The 16,057-nt window shown below is 27.5% G+C and carries 16 protein-coding genes and 1 pseudogene; 12 read left to right on the top strand and 5 right to left on the bottom strand.

Translation table 11 applies throughout. The features are described 5' to 3' along the window. Nucleotides 1-2 precede the first annotated feature (2 nt). The 9 genes and pseudogenes from AVBRAN9331_RS04730 to AVBRAN9331_RS09870 all read left to right on the top strand — a co-directional run bounded on the left by AVBRAN9331_RS04730 (nt 3) and on the right by AVBRAN9331_RS09870 (nt 9,488). Complete coding sequence (locus tag AVBRAN9331_RS04730; RefSeq protein WP_214118000.1) at nt 3-1,115, top strand: NAD(P)/FAD-dependent oxidoreductase; 1,113 nt, start codon at nt 3-5, stop codon at nt 1,113-1,115. A 152-nt stretch (nt 1,116-1,267) separates the two neighbouring features. Beyond that, nucleotides 1,268-2,527 (top strand): aminoacyl-histidine dipeptidase, encoded by a 1,260-nt coding sequence (locus AVBRAN9331_RS04725; RefSeq protein ID WP_336612513.1) that lies wholly within the window; start codon nt 1,268-1,270, stop codon nt 2,525-2,527. Between the two features lie 11 nt (nt 2,528-2,538). Beyond that, nucleotides 2,539-3,927, top strand: a complete 1,389-nt coding sequence (fumC, locus tag AVBRAN9331_RS04720) for a class II fumarate hydratase (protein WP_336612512.1) — start codon at nt 2,539-2,541, stop codon at nt 3,925-3,927. After that, nucleotides 3,924-4,934: a tRNA (adenosine(37)-N6)-threonylcarbamoyltransferase complex transferase subunit TsaD gene (gene tsaD, locus AVBRAN9331_RS04715; RefSeq protein ID WP_336612511.1), complete on the top strand. Its 1,011-nt coding sequence runs from the start codon at nt 3,924-3,926 to the stop codon at nt 4,932-4,934. Before fumC ends, tsaD begins: the two co-directional genes overlap by 4 nt. A gap of 4 nt (nt 4,935-4,938) precedes the next feature. Next, nucleotides 4,939-5,373 carry a DUF2147 domain-containing protein gene (locus AVBRAN9331_RS04710; RefSeq protein WP_214118015.1) on the top strand — a complete coding sequence of 145 codons (435 nt, stop codon included), beginning with the start codon at nt 4,939-4,941 and terminating at the stop codon, nt 5,371-5,373. Continuing rightward, a complete protein-coding gene (locus tag AVBRAN9331_RS04705) occupies nt 5,373-6,104 on the top strand; it encodes a 3'(2'),5'-bisphosphate nucleotidase CysQ (protein WP_336612510.1) in 732 nt (243 codons plus the stop codon). Before AVBRAN9331_RS04710 ends, AVBRAN9331_RS04705 begins: the two co-directional genes overlap by 1 nt. 1 nt (nt 6,105) lies before the next feature. Next, on the top strand, nt 6,106-8,052 hold the full coding sequence (locus tag AVBRAN9331_RS04700; RefSeq protein WP_214118019.1) for an HD domain-containing phosphohydrolase: 1,947 nt from the start codon (nt 6,106-6,108) through the stop codon (nt 8,050-8,052). 143 nt (nt 8,053-8,195) lie between these two features. Next, nucleotides 8,196-8,954, top strand: a pseudogene (locus AVBRAN9331_RS09875) (PAS domain-containing protein); the annotation flags it as partial. Nucleotides 8,955-8,978: 24 nt separating this feature from the next. Further along, nucleotides 8,979-9,488: a methyl-accepting chemotaxis protein gene (locus AVBRAN9331_RS09870; protein ID WP_239803726.1), complete on the top strand. Its 510-nt coding sequence runs from the start codon at nt 8,979-8,981 to the stop codon at nt 9,486-9,488. Nucleotides 9,489-9,518: 30 nt separating this feature from the next. Here the strand turns inward: AVBRAN9331_RS09870 and AVBRAN9331_RS04690 are convergent, their stop codons facing one another. Further along, nucleotides 9,519-10,382: a LysR family transcriptional regulator gene (locus AVBRAN9331_RS04690; RefSeq protein ID WP_336612508.1), complete on the bottom strand. Its 864-nt coding sequence runs from the start codon at nt 10,380-10,382 to the stop codon at nt 9,519-9,521. 111 nt (nt 10,383-10,493) lie between these two features. On the opposite strand from AVBRAN9331_RS04690, the gene AVBRAN9331_RS04685 reads away from it, so the two are divergent. From AVBRAN9331_RS04685 to AVBRAN9331_RS04675, 3 genes are read left to right on the top strand one after another with little or no spacing between them, the layout of a single operon-like run. Continuing rightward, nucleotides 10,494-11,657, top strand: coding sequence for an iron-containing alcohol dehydrogenase (locus tag AVBRAN9331_RS04685; protein ID WP_336608757.1), 1,164 nt, complete (start codon nt 10,494-10,496; stop codon nt 11,655-11,657). Then, nucleotides 11,623-12,069 (top strand): cyclophilin-like fold protein, encoded by a 447-nt coding sequence (locus AVBRAN9331_RS04680; RefSeq protein ID WP_336612507.1) that lies wholly within the window; start codon nt 11,623-11,625, stop codon nt 12,067-12,069. The genes AVBRAN9331_RS04685 and AVBRAN9331_RS04680 overlap by 35 nt, the downstream gene beginning before the upstream one ends. Before the next feature lie 2 nt (nt 12,070-12,071). Beyond that, nucleotides 12,072-12,611, top strand: a complete 540-nt coding sequence (locus tag AVBRAN9331_RS04675; RefSeq protein WP_214118035.1) for a DapH/DapD/GlmU-related protein — start codon at nt 12,072-12,074, stop codon at nt 12,609-12,611. Between the two features lie 8 nt (nt 12,612-12,619). On the opposite strand, the gene AVBRAN9331_RS04670 is transcribed toward AVBRAN9331_RS04675, so the two are convergent. From AVBRAN9331_RS04670 to tatB, 4 genes are read right to left on the bottom strand one after another with little or no spacing between them, the layout of a single operon-like run. Continuing rightward, nucleotides 12,620-13,762 (bottom strand): hypothetical protein, encoded by a 1,143-nt coding sequence (locus AVBRAN9331_RS04670; protein ID WP_336612506.1) that lies wholly within the window; start codon nt 13,760-13,762, stop codon nt 12,620-12,622. Nucleotides 13,763-13,771: 9 nt separating this feature from the next. Next, entirely contained in the window at nt 13,772-14,785 is a 1,014-nt protein-coding gene (gene queA, locus AVBRAN9331_RS04665) for a tRNA preQ1(34) S-adenosylmethionine ribosyltransferase-isomerase QueA (RefSeq protein WP_214118039.1), read from the bottom strand. After that, the gene (gene tatC, locus AVBRAN9331_RS04660; protein ID WP_214118042.1) at nt 14,778-15,542 is read right to left on the bottom strand and encodes a twin-arginine translocase subunit TatC; all 765 of its coding nucleotides are present in this window, start codon (nt 15,540-15,542) and stop codon (nt 14,778-14,780) included. The genes queA and tatC overlap by 8 nt, the downstream gene beginning before the upstream one ends. Continuing rightward, nucleotides 15,535-15,978: a Sec-independent protein translocase protein TatB gene (gene tatB / locus AVBRAN9331_RS04655; RefSeq protein WP_214118044.1), complete on the bottom strand. Its 444-nt coding sequence runs from the start codon at nt 15,976-15,978 to the stop codon at nt 15,535-15,537. The genes tatC and tatB overlap by 8 nt, the downstream gene beginning before the upstream one ends. Between the last annotated feature and the right edge of the window lie 79 nt (nt 15,979-16,057).

Below are 16,057 nucleotides of genomic sequence, written 5' to 3'. Positions count from 1 at the left end.
TTATGAAAAAAATAATTTTTTTAGGTGCTGGATATGCGAACTTATCTTTAATTAAAAGTCTAAGCAAGGAAGATTTAACAAAGGCTGAATTTTTGCTAATTAATAATAATTCATATCATTATAAAACTACAGAATTACATAAAATTGCAGCAAATGAGAGTGAAAAAAATATCAAAATTCCTTTAAAAGATATAATTCCTAGTGAAATTGTAATTATTCAAGATAGTGCTATTAAAATTGAAGGAAATAAATTATATTGCAAAAATACTGATTATGATTTTGATGAGATTTATGTAGGTTTAGGTGCTAATAAAAATACTTTTGGTATAGAAGGGCTTGATGAAGCTTATGAAATCGGAACTTATGAAGACGCTTTAAAAACCAAAGAAATTATTTATTCTAATTTAGAAAAATCTGAAAGTATTTATAAAAATATTGTAATTTGTGGAGCTGGATTTAGTGGTGTTGAATTATGTGCTTCTATAGCTCAAGTTTGCAAAAGCAAAGGAATTGATGCAAAAATTAGCATAGTTGAAGCTATGGATGAAATTTTGCCTATGTATAACAAAGATTTAGCAAAAATAGCAAGAAATTATCTTGAAAAATTAGGCGTAAAAGTTTTAACATCTCATAAAATTATTAAAAAAGTTGGGGATAGATTGTATTTAAACAATGAAGATACTTATATAGATTCAAAAAATATAATCTTTACAGCTGGCGTTAAGGGAAATGAAGTTATTAAAAATAGTGTATTTGAAAACAAAAATAATAGAATATTGGTTAATGAGTTTTTACAAGCGCCAAATTATTCAAATTGCTATATTTTAGGAGATTGTTCTTTAATTATGAATAATGATAGACCATTTGCTCCAACAGCTCAAATAGCTTGCAAGCAAGGTAATTATTTAGCAAGAAGTTTAAGTGCTAGATTAAATAATGAAGAATTTAAAGAAACATTTATTTATAAAGACCAAGGAAGCGTTTGTTCTCTTAGTGAAAAATATGCCGTTGCAAGTATTCAAGGCAAAGATTTTAGTGGATTTTTAGCAAAAGTTCTTAAAAAAATCACAGAATTAAAATGGCAATATAAATTATTTGGATTTAAAGGTCTATAAATTTTTAATTCAAATTCTTTTTAGAATTTGAATTAAATTCTACAAAAATATTACGAATTTACACACTTTAAAATAAATTACAAAATTACACACAAATCTTACTCTTTATTAAACTTTAAAATCTAATGTTTGCTTAAAAATAAGGAGAAAGAATGGGAGTTTTAGAAAACTTTAAACAAATTGCAGCAATTCCGCATTGTAGTTTTGATGCAGTTAAATTAAAAGATTTTTTAATTAATTATGCAAAATCAAAAGGTTTTGAAGTATTAGTTGATAAGGCTGAAAATATTTTATGCAAAAAGGGAAATCCTAATATATGTTTGCAAAGCCATTATGATATGGTTTGCGTTGGAGATGCACCTAATATAAATATAATAGAAAGTGATGGATTTATTAAAGCAAATAATTCAACCTTAGGTGCTGATAATGGTATAGGAATTGCCATTATGATGGAAGCTATGAATGAGTTTAGCGACCTTGAATGTTTATTTACCGCTAATGAAGAAGTAGGGCTTATAGGTGCAAATAATTTAGAGCTAAAAATTAGCTCAAAACACTTATTAAATCTTGATAGCGAGTGTGTAGATAGAGTAATAATTGGTTGTGCGGCGAGTTTAATGATGAATGTAAATATTAAGCTAAATTATAAAAACCCTAGTAAAAAATATTTATATGAAGCTCATACTAAAGGCTATAAAGGCGGTCATAGTGGGATTGATATTATTAAAAACATTCCTAGTGCTATTAGTGATTTAGCTTTATTTTTATATAAAAACGATGCTGAATTAGTAAGCTTTAGTGGTGGGGAAAGAACTAATAGTATAAGTGTAAATGCTAAGGCTATTTTTTATAGTGACACTGAACTTAAATCTAGTGAAAATATTGAAATAACCAAGCTTGAGAGTAAAGGCGAAAAAGTAATTCAAGAAGATATTTTAAGTCTAATTGCTAGTTATAAACACGGAGTTTGGTCTTATTCAAGGGATTTAAATATAGTAAAAACTAGCGTAAATCTAGCAATCATTAGTCAAAATAATGATGAATTAAAGCTTGAATTATTTGCAAGAAGTGATAATTCAGCAGATTTAGATGAAGTCTTTTATAAAACCAAAGCACATTTTAATAATTACGAAGCAAAACTACTTGCTAAAGATGAGCCTTGGGAGCCTGTGCCAAATGATTTTACTTATGCAGTGCTTAATTCTTTACAAAAATATAATCCAAAAGCTAGTATGAGTAGTATTCACGCAGGGCTTGAGTGCGGAGTGCTAAAAACTAAGCAAAATGAATTATTATGTGCTTCAATAGGTCCAAATATCCTAAGCCCACATAGTATTTATGAAAGATGTGAGATTAGCACAATAGATATTATTAAAAACACAACATTTGATTTAATTAAAAACTACAAATAAAAGGAGATAAAATGAGTTTTCGTATAGAACACGATACAATGGGTGAAGTTAAAGTTCCTGCAGATAAATTGTGGGCAGCACAAACACAAAGAAGTTTAGAGAATTTCAAAATTGGCACAGAAAAAATGCCTGTAGAATTAATCCACGCTTTTGCGCATCTTAAGAAGTCTTTAGCTTTAGTAAATAATGATTTAGGTAAATTAGACAATGTAAAAAAAGATGCAATCGTTAAAGCTTGTGATGAGATTTTAGCTAATAAACATAATGATGAATTCCCACTTGCTATATGGCAAACAGGTTCAGGCACACAAACAAATATGAACCTAAATGAAGTTATAGCAAATCTTGCTACTAAACTTAGTGGAATGGATTTTACTAAAGAAAAAATAGTCCATCCAAACGACCATGTAAATATGAGCCAAAGCTCAAATGACACATTCCCAACTGCAATGCATATAGTTGCAGTTTTAGAAACTGAAAGGACTTTAATTCCTGCATTAGAAATTCTAGAAAAAACACTAGATAAAAAAGCAAAAGAATTTGAAAATATAATTAAAATCGGAAGAACTCACTTGCAAGATGCAACCCCACTTACTTTAGGTCAAGAATTTAGTGGATATGTATATATGTTGCAAAGCTCAAAAAGACATATTTTAAAAGCACTTGAAGAAGTAAGAGAGCTAACAATTGGCGGAACAGCTGTTGGAACTGGAATTAATGCTCATCCAGAACTTAGTGAAAAAGTATCAGCAAAATTAAGCGAACTTTTAGGCACTAAATTTATAAGTAGTCCAAACAAATTCCACGGACTTACAAGTCACGATGCTTTAGTATTTTTACACGGAGCATTTAAAGCTCTTGCAGCAAATTTAATGAAAATAGCAAACGATATTAGATGGCTTGCAAGTGGTCCTAGATGTGGTTTAGGAGAGCTTAGTATTCCTGAAAATGAGCCAGGAAGCTCAATTATGCCAGGTAAAGTAAATCCTACTCAAAGTGAAGCTTTAACAATGCTTAGCGTTCAAGTAATGGGAAATGATGCGGCAATTGGTTTTGCAGCTTCTCAAGGTAATTTTGAGCTAAATGTATTTAAGCCTGTGATTATTTATAATTTCTTACAAAGTTTAAGATTATTAGCTGATGGTATGATTAGCTTTAATGATAATTGTGCTATAGGAATTACTCCAAATATTGATAAAATTACTCATAATTTAAATAATTCTTTAATGCTAGTAACTGCACTAAATCCACATATTGGCTATGAAAATGCAGCAAAAGTTGCAAAAAATGCTCACAAAAAAGGAATTAGCCTAAAAGAATCTTGCTTAGAATTAGGCTTAGTTAGTGAAGAAGATTTTGATAAATTTGTAGTTCCTGCAAATATGATTAAGCCAAAATGAGAGAATTACTTTTAGCAATAGAAAGTAGCTGCGATGATTCAAGCATCGCAGTTATTAATGTAAATACTTATGAATGTTTATTTTATGAAAAAATATCTCAAGATGAGCATAATGAATTTGGTGGAGTTGTGCCAGAACTTGCATCAAGGCTACATACTGAAGCTTTACCTAAAATATTAGCTAAAACCAAGCCTTTTTTAAACGAATTAAAGGCAATTGCAGTTACTAATGAGCCAGGATTATCAGTATCGCTTCAAAGCGGAGTTGCAATGGCTAAGGCTTTAAGTGTGGCTTTAAATATACCATTAATTGCGATAAATCATTTAAAAGGTCATATTTGTTCTTTATTTTTAGATAAAGAAATAATGAATGATTTTTTAGTTTTGCTTGTAAGTGGCGGTCATACTATGATACTTGAGATTACTAAAGAATATGATATAAATTTAATAGCAACTACAAGTGATGATAGTTTTGGAGAAAGTTTTGATAAAGTTGCAAAAATGCTAGGACTTGGTTATCCTGGTGGGGTATTTATTGAAGAATTAGCAAAAAATGAAAGCAATAATGCTTATGAGTTTTCTTTACCAATCCCAAGTAAAAGTAGGCTTGAGTATTCATTTTCGGGTATTAAAAATCAAGTTAGATTGGCTATTAATGATTGTATGGCAAATAATACTTTAGATACTCAAAAAGCAAATATAGCAGCAGCATTTCAAAGAATTGCTTGTAAGCATATAGTTAATAAATTAAACATAGTTTTGCATAATAAAAATTATAAAGCATTAGGCGTAGTTGGTGGTGCAAGTGCTAATTTATTGCTTAGGTCTAAATTAGATGAAATTTGTAAAAAAAATAATATGCAATTATTATTAGCTCCGCTTAAATATTGTTCTGATAATGCTTTAATGATAGCAAGAGCAGGGGTTATTGCATACAAAAATAAAGATTTTGTAAATATAAGTGATGATATAATAAACCCAAAATCAAAAAATTTTAAAAGGCTTTAATTTAATGAAAAAAATATTTTTATGTTTAGGATTATTAGGTAGTTTATTAGCTAAGGATTATGGTAATTATATAAGTATTGATGAAAATGGTAAAAAAACTGCTAGATGGCATATTTATGAAGAAAATAATGAATTATTTGGCAAAGTTGTTAAATTGTTTGAATATGGCGATGATGAACTTTGTAAATCTTGTGAAAAAACTTATGATTATTTTACTTATGCAGAAGATGCTAGAAAGATGAAAATAGTAGGTGCGCCATTGCTTTATAAATTAAAAAAAGATGGTGAAAATTCTTATAAAAGTGGTTACATAATTGACCCAGAAAGTGGTAAATTATATAGAGCAAATGCAACTTTTAAAGATGATAAATTAATTTTAAGAGGATATGTTGGATTTTCTTTAATAGGAAGAAGTCAGACTTGGATTAAGGAAAAATAATGCAAGAGTTATTAACTCTTGCTAAAAGAGCAGCAAGAATTGCTGGAGATGAAATAATTGATATAAAATACCCTTTAATTAATACAAAACCAGATGGAACTTTAGTTAGTTCAGCTGATTTAAAAGCTAATGAAATCATATTTGATATTTTAGGAAAAAGTAAAATTAATATATGTTCTGAAGAACAGATTTTAGATTATGAAAAAAGAAAAAAAACTTTATTTTGGCTAATTGACCCACTTGATGGCACTAATAACTATTTAAAAAATAGAAAAAATTTTTGCGTTTGTATTAGTTTGATTGAAGATACAAGACCAATTTTAGGTGTAATTTATGATGTTTGCAATAAGAATTTGTATTATTCAGCTAAAAATATGCCAGTTTATAAAAATCAAGAAATCCTAAATAAAGTTAAAAAAGAATCAAATAAGGCTTTAGTATCTTTAAGAAAAGAACAAGATATAAATAATAGTAAAATTCCATTTAGCTACGGATACTCGGCATTAAATATAGGCTCTGCATTAAAGTTTTGTGCTTTATTAGAAGGTGATGCTGATGTATATTTAAGATACGAAAGGCTCAATTCTTGGGATTTAGCTGCTGGGGATTTTTTAATAAATCAAAGTGGTGGATTAATGTTAGGGCTTGATAAACAAAAATTGAATTATAATACGCCCAATTTTTCTTGCAAACCTTTTATAGCGTTTTCAAGTGTATTTAATAAGGATTAATATGAATATTTTTAACACACATAGAATAGTTTTTGAAGGTTCTTCGGTTAGCAAATATTTAAGTGATAATTTAACTTGCATTCAATTTAGTTTAAATGGTGTGATTGATGCGGGATTTTTACCAAAACCAACTGATGATAATTTTATAAAGCATGTTTTTATTTCCCACACTCATTTAGACCATATTTGTGCTATTGCTTTATATGTTGATAATTATTTTTTAAAACTTCAAGATAGTATTTGTATATATGCTAGTAAAGAAAGTATAGATAATCTCAAAGAGCATTTTTTTAACAATAAAATTTGGCCTGATTTTGCAAAGATAAAATTGCCAAATGGAAGTCCTGCTATAGTTTATAAAGAAATTAATGTAGGAGATAAATTATTAATAGATGATATAACAATAGAGCCAGTTAAGAGCTATCATACTGAAGGTAGTTTTGGCTTTATTTTAAGCTATGATAAAGATAGTATATATTTTACTTCAGATACTTATTATCACGATGATATAGTGGAATTAATCAATAAAAGAACTGATATAAGACAAGTAATTGCTGATGTTAGTTTTGATTCAAGTTTAGAAAAATTAGCACAAGATTCAAAACACTTAACTCCAAAATTATTAAAAAAAATACAAGAGCAAGTAAGAGATGATGTGATTTTCCATGTATACCACATTAAATATTGCTTTAAAGATAAAATAGAAGAAGAATTAAGAGAATTTAATATCTTAAAAGATTATGGAATGATTATTAAAAATGGTTCATTTATGCAATTTAATACAAATTATCAAAGTGATATGATAAATGTATTGAAAAGACATAATTTAGACCAAGAACAAAAACTAGAAACCATACTTGAATGCTTTTCTCAAATTTCTAAAAACTCTGATTCTAAAGCCAACCTAAATACCTTAGGCGAAATGGTTAAACAAAACATTCAAGCTGATAGATGTAGTGTGTGGTTTATTGACAATGAAAGAAAAGAATATTATACCTTACACGCTGATGGAGTAGGTGAGATTAGAGTTCCTTTTGGTAAAGGAATAGTAGGTCGTGCAATTGAGACAAAAGAAGCTATTTTAGAAAATAATCCAAAAAGCAATCCGTATTTTGATAGCTCAAATGATGAGAGAACAAAATATAGCACTAAATCAATTTTAGCTATGCCTATTTTAAATAGTGAGCATGAAGTTATTGGGGTATTCCAAGCTTTAAATAAACTTACAGATATTAATAATAATTTTGATAAAGATGATTTAGATTATCTAAGAATTGCAGCTGATTATTCAGGTAAGATTTATGAAGGAATGAAATTCCAAGAAGATATTTTAAACGCTCAAAAAGATTTAATTTATTCAATAGCTGAAATGGTTGAGAGCAAAAGTGAAGAAACAGGAAATCATGTAAAAAGAGTAGGTAAAATAAGCGAAGCTATAGCAAGACAAATGGGATTAAGCGAAGAAGAAGTAACACTAATTAGTTATGGTGCTCCAACTCACGATATTGGTAAGATTGGAATTCCCGATGCTATTTTAAATAAACCTGGAAGACTTGATGAAAAAGAATTTAAAACTATGCAAAAACACGCACAAATAGGATATGAAATGTTGCATAGGTTTAAAGGCAAAATTATGGAAGCAGCAGCAATCATCGCTCACGAACACCACGAAAAATATGCAGGTGGTGGCTATCCAATGGGTAAAAAAGGTGATGATATTCATATTTATGCAAGAATTGTTTCTTTAGCTGATGTTTTTGATGCGCTTGCAAGTGATAGATGTTATAAAAAAGCTTGGCCACTTGATGAAGTTTGCAAATATATTAGTGATAATTCAGGTTTTCAATTTGACCCTAAAGTGGTTGAAGCATTTTTTGCTTGTAAAGAAGAAATATTTGCAATAAAAGAAAAATATGTTGATAAATATATTGATGATAATTTAATGTGATTGTAATTTGTTGATTTTTTAGATTAATCCAAATTAATTTTTCATTGATTTGGATTAATTATTTGCTTTAATTTAAACTATTAATACTTTTTTAAATAAAATTATCTATAATCGCTCCTTTTTTTAAAATTAGGAGTAATTTAATGTTTTTTAAAAATAATAAAGAAATACAAGACAAGATTATTAACGAGTTAAAAGATAAAGAAGCTATTTTAAAAGCTATTTATAAAGAAATGGCGATTATAGAATTTGATACTAAAGGAAATATTGTTGATGCAAATGAGCATTTTTTAAAAGCTACAAAATATACACTATCAGAGATAAAAGGTAAGCATCATAGAATATTTTGTGATAAACATTATGTTAATTCAAGTGATTATTCAATCTTTTGGCAAGAATTATCAAGAAATATTCCACAAAGTGGTCAGTTTAAAAGATTTGCAAAAGATGGTCAAATAGTTTATTTAGAAGCAAATTATTTACCAATAGTAGATGAGCAAAATCAAGTTTATAAAGTAATTAAGTTTGCTGCTGATGTTACAGAGCATGAAAATGAATTGTTGGACTTAAAAAACACAATTAATGCAGCAAGTAAATCTATGGCTTTAATTGAATTCACTCCAAACGGGGAAATACTTGATGCAAATGATAATTTTTTAAATACATTAAATTACAGAAAAAGCGAAATTATAGGCAAACATCATTCTATGTTTTGTGATAGTGAATATGTAAAAAGTAGTGATTATAGAAAATTTTGGGAAGATTTAAGAAGCGGACATTTTCAATCAGGTCAATTTATAAGATATACAAAAGATAATAATCCTGTATATTTAGAAGCAAGTTATAATCCTGTTTATAATGCCGAAGGTAAGGTTTATAAGGTAATTAAATTTGCAAGCGATGTTAGCGAGCAAGTAATAAGAGATTTGAATAAAAATAAAATCGTAAGCGAGTTAGCACAAAAAAATGATGAAAGCACAAATGAAGGTAGTAAAGTTATTGCTAAAACCGTGCAAAATGTCCAAGAAATAGCAGAAATTATGAATGAAAGTAGTGAATTGGTTAATTCGTTAAATACTCAATCAGATGAGATTGTATCTGTTATTCAAACTATTAAAGATATTGCAGAGCAAACTAATTTATTAGCATTAAATGCTGCTATTGAAGCTGCTCGTGCTGGCGAGCATGGTCGTGGTTTTGCTGTGGTTGCTGATGAGGTTAGAAAACTTGCTGAAAGGACTGCAACATCAATTAATGAAATTACTTTAACAATTAATTCTATTAGAAATGTTAGTGCTAATGTTGTTGAGAGTATAAATAAAAGCATAGCTCAAGTAAATGATAGTGTTGTGTTAGCAAATACCGCAAATGAATGTATGAATAAAATCAAACAAAGTTCAGAAGAAGTAGCAAGAGCTATGGAAGAAAATAAATAAATATAATTTGAAATTCTTAGGAATTTCAAATTAGTTTTTTAAGTCTTTTTGCAATTCTTTTAAAAAAATTCTCGCAACATCACTTAATTTATCATCAATCCAAATTAACCTTAAATTAGAAGTAATTAATGGGTTTATAGGCTTAAAACATAAATCATCATTAGTATTAATTAATTTATCAAGAGATAAAGCGTATCCAATATCTTCTTTAACAAAAATTGCAGCATTGTATAATAAATCATAAGTAGCTACTATATTTAGCTTATCTTGATTTTGCCTTAAAACATTTGGCATTTCTTGCGTAAAACCTTGTCTTGATACTATAAGTGGCATTTGAAATAAATCATTTATGCTTATATCTTTTTGCTTAGCATATTTTGAAGTATTTTTCATAATAATCCCCCAAGTATCACTATGATTTAAATCTAAATAACTAAAATTGCTAATATCAAATTCTTGAACTACAACGGCAAAGTCTATTAAAGAATTTTGTAATTTATTTACCACATTTTCATAGTTTCCACTAAATATATGAAACTTAATATTTTTATTTTGTAGCTTTTTAGCAGTTCTTGCTATTTTGACTATTCCAATTGATTCAGCACAGCCTATATAAACATCTCCACCATTAAAATCTTTTAAATTTTTAAATTCTTGCTCGGTTTTATCAACTAAATCTAAAATATCACAAGCTCTTTTATAAAGCATTTCTCCTTCTTTTGTGAGAATGATTTTATAATTTGTCCTAATAAAAAGTTTTTGCCCTAATTTTACTTCTAAATCTTTTAATTGTCTTGATAGATTTGGTTGAGAAAGATTTAATTTATTAGCTGCTTTAGTTATGTTTTGCAATTTTGCAGATTCTATAAAATATTTTAAAACTCTAATTTCCATAATATTCCTTAGAAATAATTAATTTTTATAATTAATTATATATTATAAGTATTTGATATTTCTACTAAAAATAAATAAAATTATTTTACTTTTAAAACAAGGAGATTTTTTATGAATAATTTTATTTTTCACAATCCAACTAAGATTTATTTTACTGATGAAGTAGAGCAATCTTTAGAATTTGAATTAAGTAAATATGGTAAAAACATTGTTTTGGTTTATGGTTGCGGCTCGGTGCATAAAAATGGTATTTTTAACCAAATTGTAAAAATACTAGATAAATTAGGCAAAAATGTAGCATATATTGATGGTGTTATGCCAAATCCTACTTTAGAAAAATTAAACTCAGGTGTAAAGATAGCAAGAGAGCATAAAGCTGATTTTTTATTAGCTTTAGGTGGTGGTTCTGTTTGTGATTATACAAAAGCTTTAGCAGTTAGTATAAACTCAAGCGATGATTATTGGGATAGGTATTTTATAAATCAACTTGAGCCAAATTGTGATGTAGTTTCGTTAGGTTGTATTTTGACAATGTGTGGGACAGGCTCTGAAATGAATGGTGGTAGTGTAATTACAAATGAAAAAACTCATCAAAAAATAGGAAAAGTTTTTAATGATAAAAGAGTATTTCCTAAGTTTTCTATATTAAATCCTAAATACACTTTAAGTCTTAGCAAATACCAAATGATAAATGGAATTTATGATGCGTTTAATCATATTTTAGAGCAATATTTTTCAAAAGAAGATGATAATGTGAGCGATTATTTAGCAGAAGGGCTTATGCGTTCAATAATCTCATCAAGCAAAATTGCAAACAAAAATCCTAATGATTATAAGGCTAGAAGTGATATTATGTGGGCAAGTACTCTAGCATTAAATACTATGCTTCATTGTGGTAAAAATGGAGATTGGATGGTTCATATGATAGGTCAGGCTATTGGTGGCTTTACCAATGCAACGCACGGAGCTACTTTAAGTGCTATTAGTTTGGCGTATTATGAATACATAATGCCTTATAATATTGAGAAATTTAAAAGGTTTGCTATTAATGTCTGGGGTATAAAAGATAATAAAAGCGATGAAGAAATAGCTAAATTAGGACTATTTGCTATGAGAGATTGGATGAGTGAGCTAGGTCTTTGTATGAATATAAAAGATTTATCAGTAGATGAAAGCTTGATTGAAGATATTGCTAATAATGTATTCATCTTAAATGGTGGTTATAAGGAGCTTAATAAAGATGAAATTATTCATATACTTAAGAAAAGTTTTTAGCATTTTTATTGGTTTAGGAGCTTTTTGTATGTTAAATGGATTTAGCAATGATGAAATATATGTTGAAATAAATAATCAAGAATTAAAAATAAAATTAGAAAGCAATTCATCATCAACAGCTCTTTATGAAGTATTACAAAAGTCTGATTTAAATATTTTAATGAATGATTATGGTGGGTTTGAAAAGGTAGGAAGAATTGATAAAAATCTTCCTACTAATGATAAATATTTTCAAGCTAAAGCACTTGATTTGATTTTATATAATGCTAATAATATAGTAATTTATTATGATAATAATTCTTGGAGTTTTACTAAATTAGGAACAATTTATGGCATTAATAAAGATGAGTTAAAAAGGCTTTTAGGTAATGGCAAAATTAATGCTAGGTTTTATGTTAAAAATAAGGATTAATTATGATTAAGTATGTAAAAGCAAATTCTATTGAGCATAAACTTATGCTTAAACAAGCTAAAGAAGCTATGAAAATAACTTTTAAAATTAACAATACTTATAATGAACCAGAAGAATTAAATAAATTATTTTCTCAATTAATTGGTAAAGAAGTAGATGAAAGTTTTACTTTATTTCCACCTTTTAATACGGATTGCGGTAAAAATATTTCAGTAGGCAAAAATGTATTTATAAATAGCGGTTGTAAATTTCAAGACCAAGGTGGAATTTATATTGGAAATAATGTTTTAATAGGGCATAATGTAGTATTAGCTACTATAAATCACGATATCAATCCATTTAAACGCTCTGATATGGTATTAAAGCCAATAACAATAGAAGATAATGTTTGGATTGGTTCAAATGCCACAATACTTAGCGGAGTAAAAATTAAAAAAGGCTCAATAATAGCAGCTGGTGCGGTGGTTACTAAAGATGTTGAAGAATTTCAAATAGTAGCAGGGGTTCCAGCTAAATTAATTAAAACTATAAAATTAAGCTAATTAATAAATTAGCTTAATAATTTTTCTTGTTGAGTTTTTATGATATTTACAATTGAGCGAATATTATCAATTGTATATGGTAATGGTAGGAAATCTACTTCTTGAATAATCTTTTCAATATTAGGTGTTATTTTATGATTATTTAGTATAAGAATTAATTTAAAGCAATATTCATCTTGTGCTTTTACTAAACGATTTAAATCATATTCATTAAAAGTATTAATTAGATTTGCGTCTAATAAAACAGCTCTATAAGCGCAATTTACCCCATCTTCAATTTTTTCTAAAAGACCATTACTTGATTGGTTTTGAATGCAGTTTATTTCATAGCTTTCAAGATTTGCAGTGATTGTTTTTGATATGTCAATATTGTTATGAACTATTAAAACACTTAATCTATCTTTTGGAGTTACATCTGGTAAATTATTTTCTTTATCATTGATTAGTATTGGGATACTAAGACAGATTGCGTGATTAATTCTTTCATTTGTATCCTTAAAGGCATAACTAGAACTATCAATTTTTTTCATATATCCACTAAATTTATGTAATTGTTCTGAAATAGATAGTTTTTTAGGATTAGTAAAGCTTTTAAATAATTCAGTTTTTTTATCATCAACAACACCACAAACTCCAATATCAACACATAAAAGAGTTCTATTTTGCATATTATTAATAATTCCAATATCAATAAATATGGTTTCATTTTCTACATTTTGATTAATTAAATCAGCAGCAGCCCAAATAGCATTGATAATATTTGTATAATCTCCATAAAAATACCTATTTGGCATACATTTTTCATTGTTATCGTTTAGATATAACATATCTTGTCTAACTAAAAATATATTATTTTTAACACTAGCTTCGTAATTTAGCGTTTTGAAAAAATACAAAAATACTTCTTGTAAATCAAAATATAAAGATGATTTTTCAAAACTTTCACTTTCAAATTCTGCTTCATCGCTAACACTAAACATTTTTACTTTTTTAGTTTTTAATTTCATTTTTAGCTTGTAAATATAAGCTAATAATAAAACTATTAAGCCACCTAAAACTACAAATAAAAGTATTGTATCTTTATCAGAAAAATCTATTTTAGAATCTGCAAATAGATAGGTTGAGATTAAAATTAATAATAATTTTTTCATATTTTCCTTTCAAATAATAAGCATTGCATCGCCGTATGAGTAAAATTTATATTTATTTTTAATAGCTTCTTCATAAAGTTTTAAAGTATTTTGCCTACCTATAAAACTAGCTACTAACATAATTAAAGTTGATTTTGGCAAATGAAAATTTGTTAATAAATAATTTTGTCTAATTGGCCTATTAGATGGGTTTAAAAATAAATCACATTCACCACTACTTTTTTTTGTCCTTGCATAATACTCTATTGTTCTTGTAGCAGTTGTGCCAACCCCTAAAATAGGTATATCACTATTAATTAATTTTATTGCTTCATCGCTTAGATTAAAGTATTCGCTATGCATTTTATGTTCTTGTATGTTTTCACATTCTACACTAGCAAAAGTTCCTGCACCAACATGTAAAGTAATATAAGCGCTTTTTTTATCTTTTAGACTATCTAAAACTCTATTCGTAAAATGCAATGACGCAGTAGGTGCTGCAACAGCTCCAATATTTTTAGCAAACACACTTTGATAATTTATCTCATCATCTAAATTATCCATTCTTTTAAGATATGGTGGTAGTGGAATATGTCCGATTTTTTCGCTAATTGTTAAAACTTCATCGGTTTTTAAAACTTCATTGTTTTTGCAAAATTTCACAATTCTGGTGCCATCTGCGTTTAGCTTTAATATTTTTGCGTTTAAATTATCTTGAAAAATTAAAATATCATCTTCTTTAACTTTACCCCTAATTTGCACTAAAAACTCATCATTTGCTAGAATTTTATTTATAAATAATTCACATTTTGCACCACTAATTTTATTGCCATAAAATCTAGCTTTAAATACTTTAGTATCATTAAAAATCAAAGCACATTCAGGCAAAAAATTAGCTAATTCATAAAATACACTATGAGTAATTTTTCCACTATTTTTTTCATACACTAATAGTTTTGCACTATCAGCAGGATTTGCAGGGTATTTTGCTATTAATTCTTCTGGCAAATCATAATCATAAGAACTTAGTAAATTATCAAGCATTTTTATCTTCTAATAATTCTTTTTCATCATCTTCGCTATCTATATCAGGGTCAGCTGGATTTACTACTTTAGCAATATAAATTGAAATAGCATAAAGCCCAATTAAAGGAATTGCCATTAAAAATTGCGAAAATACATCAGGCGGGGTCATAATTGCTGCAAATATAAAAATAACTAATATAGCAACTCTAAAATTTCTAATAAGAGTTTTTTCAGTTACAAGACCAATTTTTGCTAAGAAAAATATAGCAACAGGTAATTCATATCCTAATCCAAATGCAATTACTAATTTTGTAAAAAAGCTCACATATTCAGAAATTGAAGGCATAGCCTTATATTCTCCACCGCTAAAATTGATTAAAAAATCAAAAGCAATAGGAACTACTAAATAATAACAAAACGCCGCACCAATTAAAAACATAATAGTAGCACTAAATACAAAAGGCACTACAAATCTTTTTTCATTTTCATATAAACCTGGTTCAACAAATTTCCAAGCTTGCCACAAAATTATAGGCAATGCTACAAGAAATGCTGCAAATAAAGACACTTGCATAGCAGTGAAGAAATTCTCTTGTGGTTTATAAAATATAATTTCAGAGCCTTCAGGCAATACATTCATAAGTGGAACACAAATAAAATGCAGTATTGGTTTCCAAAATACAAAACATACAAAAAAAGCTAAAATCAAAGCAACTACACTAATAAATAATCTTTTTCTAAGTTCAACTAAATGTGGTTTTAATTCTTCAAACATTTTCGCTCTTTTCTTTTAAAAATTGTTCTCTTTTGCTAAGTTGCTTTTCTTCTGTATTTATATTTTTTTCTTCTGTAGAATTTGAATTTTGATTTGAGTTTTCTGTGTTTTTTACACTATCAATAGTGCTATTTAAAGCATTTTGTGCGTCTTTTTCAAAATCACTTAAAGTATTTTTAATCTCATCAAATTCTTCAAAGCTTAGTTTTTTTCTGATACTATCATTTGCTTTTGTGATTTCTTCTTTATATTTTCTAGCTTCATCTTTTAATTCGCTAATATTGATTTCGTTTTCTATACTTGATTTAGCTTCGTTAATTTGTTTTTTAACAGCCTTTAATAATTTTGCGATTTCAACTATAGTGCCAGGTAGTTTTTCAGGTCCTAAAACCAAAACAGCAACTATTAAAATAATAACAATTTCCATAAAACTCATAATAAAACTCTTTTAGATAATTTTTTGCTGAATTTATCTAATTTTTTTTAATCGTTAGTTTAAATTAAGTTTTGCTACT

Origin of the sequence: Campylobacter sp. RM9331, from assembly GCF_020137685.1 — a bacterium.
In the GTDB taxonomy this organism is placed as follows: domain Bacteria; phylum Campylobacterota; class Campylobacteria; order Campylobacterales; family Campylobacteraceae; genus Campylobacter_E.
Note: the sequence above shows the minus strand (reverse complement) of the source record. Positions and strands in the feature narration are given on the sequence as shown.

Bases quoted from the DNA above. Each gene is read 5' to 3' on its own strand.
- AVBRAN9331_RS04730 (WP_214118000.1), top strand. From the start codon at position 3: ATGAAAAAAATAATTTTTTTAGGTGCTGGATATGCGAACTTATCTTTA.
- AVBRAN9331_RS04725 (WP_336612513.1), top strand. From the start codon at position 1,268: ATGGGAGTTTTAGAAAACTTTAAACAAATTGCAGCAATTCCGCATTGT.
- fumC (WP_336612512.1), top strand. From the start codon at position 2,539: ATGAGTTTTCGTATAGAACACGATACAATGGGTGAAGTTAAAGTTCCT.
- tsaD (WP_336612511.1), top strand. From the start codon at position 3,924: ATGAGAGAATTACTTTTAGCAATAGAAAGTAGCTGCGATGATTCAAGC.
- AVBRAN9331_RS04710 (WP_214118015.1), top strand. From the start codon at position 4,939: ATGAAAAAAATATTTTTATGTTTAGGATTATTAGGTAGTTTATTAGCT.
- AVBRAN9331_RS04705 (WP_336612510.1), top strand. From the start codon at position 5,373: ATGCAAGAGTTATTAACTCTTGCTAAAAGAGCAGCAAGAATTGCTGGA.
- AVBRAN9331_RS04700 (WP_214118019.1), top strand. From the start codon at position 6,106: ATGAATATTTTTAACACACATAGAATAGTTTTTGAAGGTTCTTCGGTT.
- AVBRAN9331_RS04690 (WP_336612508.1), bottom strand. From the start codon at position 10,382: ATGGAAATTAGAGTTTTAAAATATTTTATAGAATCTGCAAAATTGCAA.
- AVBRAN9331_RS04685 (WP_336608757.1), top strand. From the start codon at position 10,494: ATGAATAATTTTATTTTTCACAATCCAACTAAGATTTATTTTACTGAT.
- AVBRAN9331_RS04680 (WP_336612507.1), top strand. From the start codon at position 11,623: ATGAAATTATTCATATACTTAAGAAAAGTTTTTAGCATTTTTATTGGT.
- AVBRAN9331_RS04675 (WP_214118035.1), top strand. From the start codon at position 12,072: ATGATTAAGTATGTAAAAGCAAATTCTATTGAGCATAAACTTATGCTT.
- AVBRAN9331_RS04670 (WP_336612506.1), bottom strand. From the start codon at position 13,762: ATGAAAAAATTATTATTAATTTTAATCTCAACCTATCTATTTGCAGAT.
- queA (WP_214118039.1), bottom strand. From the start codon at position 14,785: ATGCTTGATAATTTACTAAGTTCTTATGATTATGATTTGCCAGAAGAA.
- tatC (WP_214118042.1), bottom strand. From the start codon at position 15,542: ATGTTTGAAGAATTAAAACCACATTTAGTTGAACTTAGAAAAAGATTA.
- tatB (WP_214118044.1), bottom strand. From the start codon at position 15,978: ATGAGTTTTATGGAAATTGTTATTATTTTAATAGTTGCTGTTTTGGTT.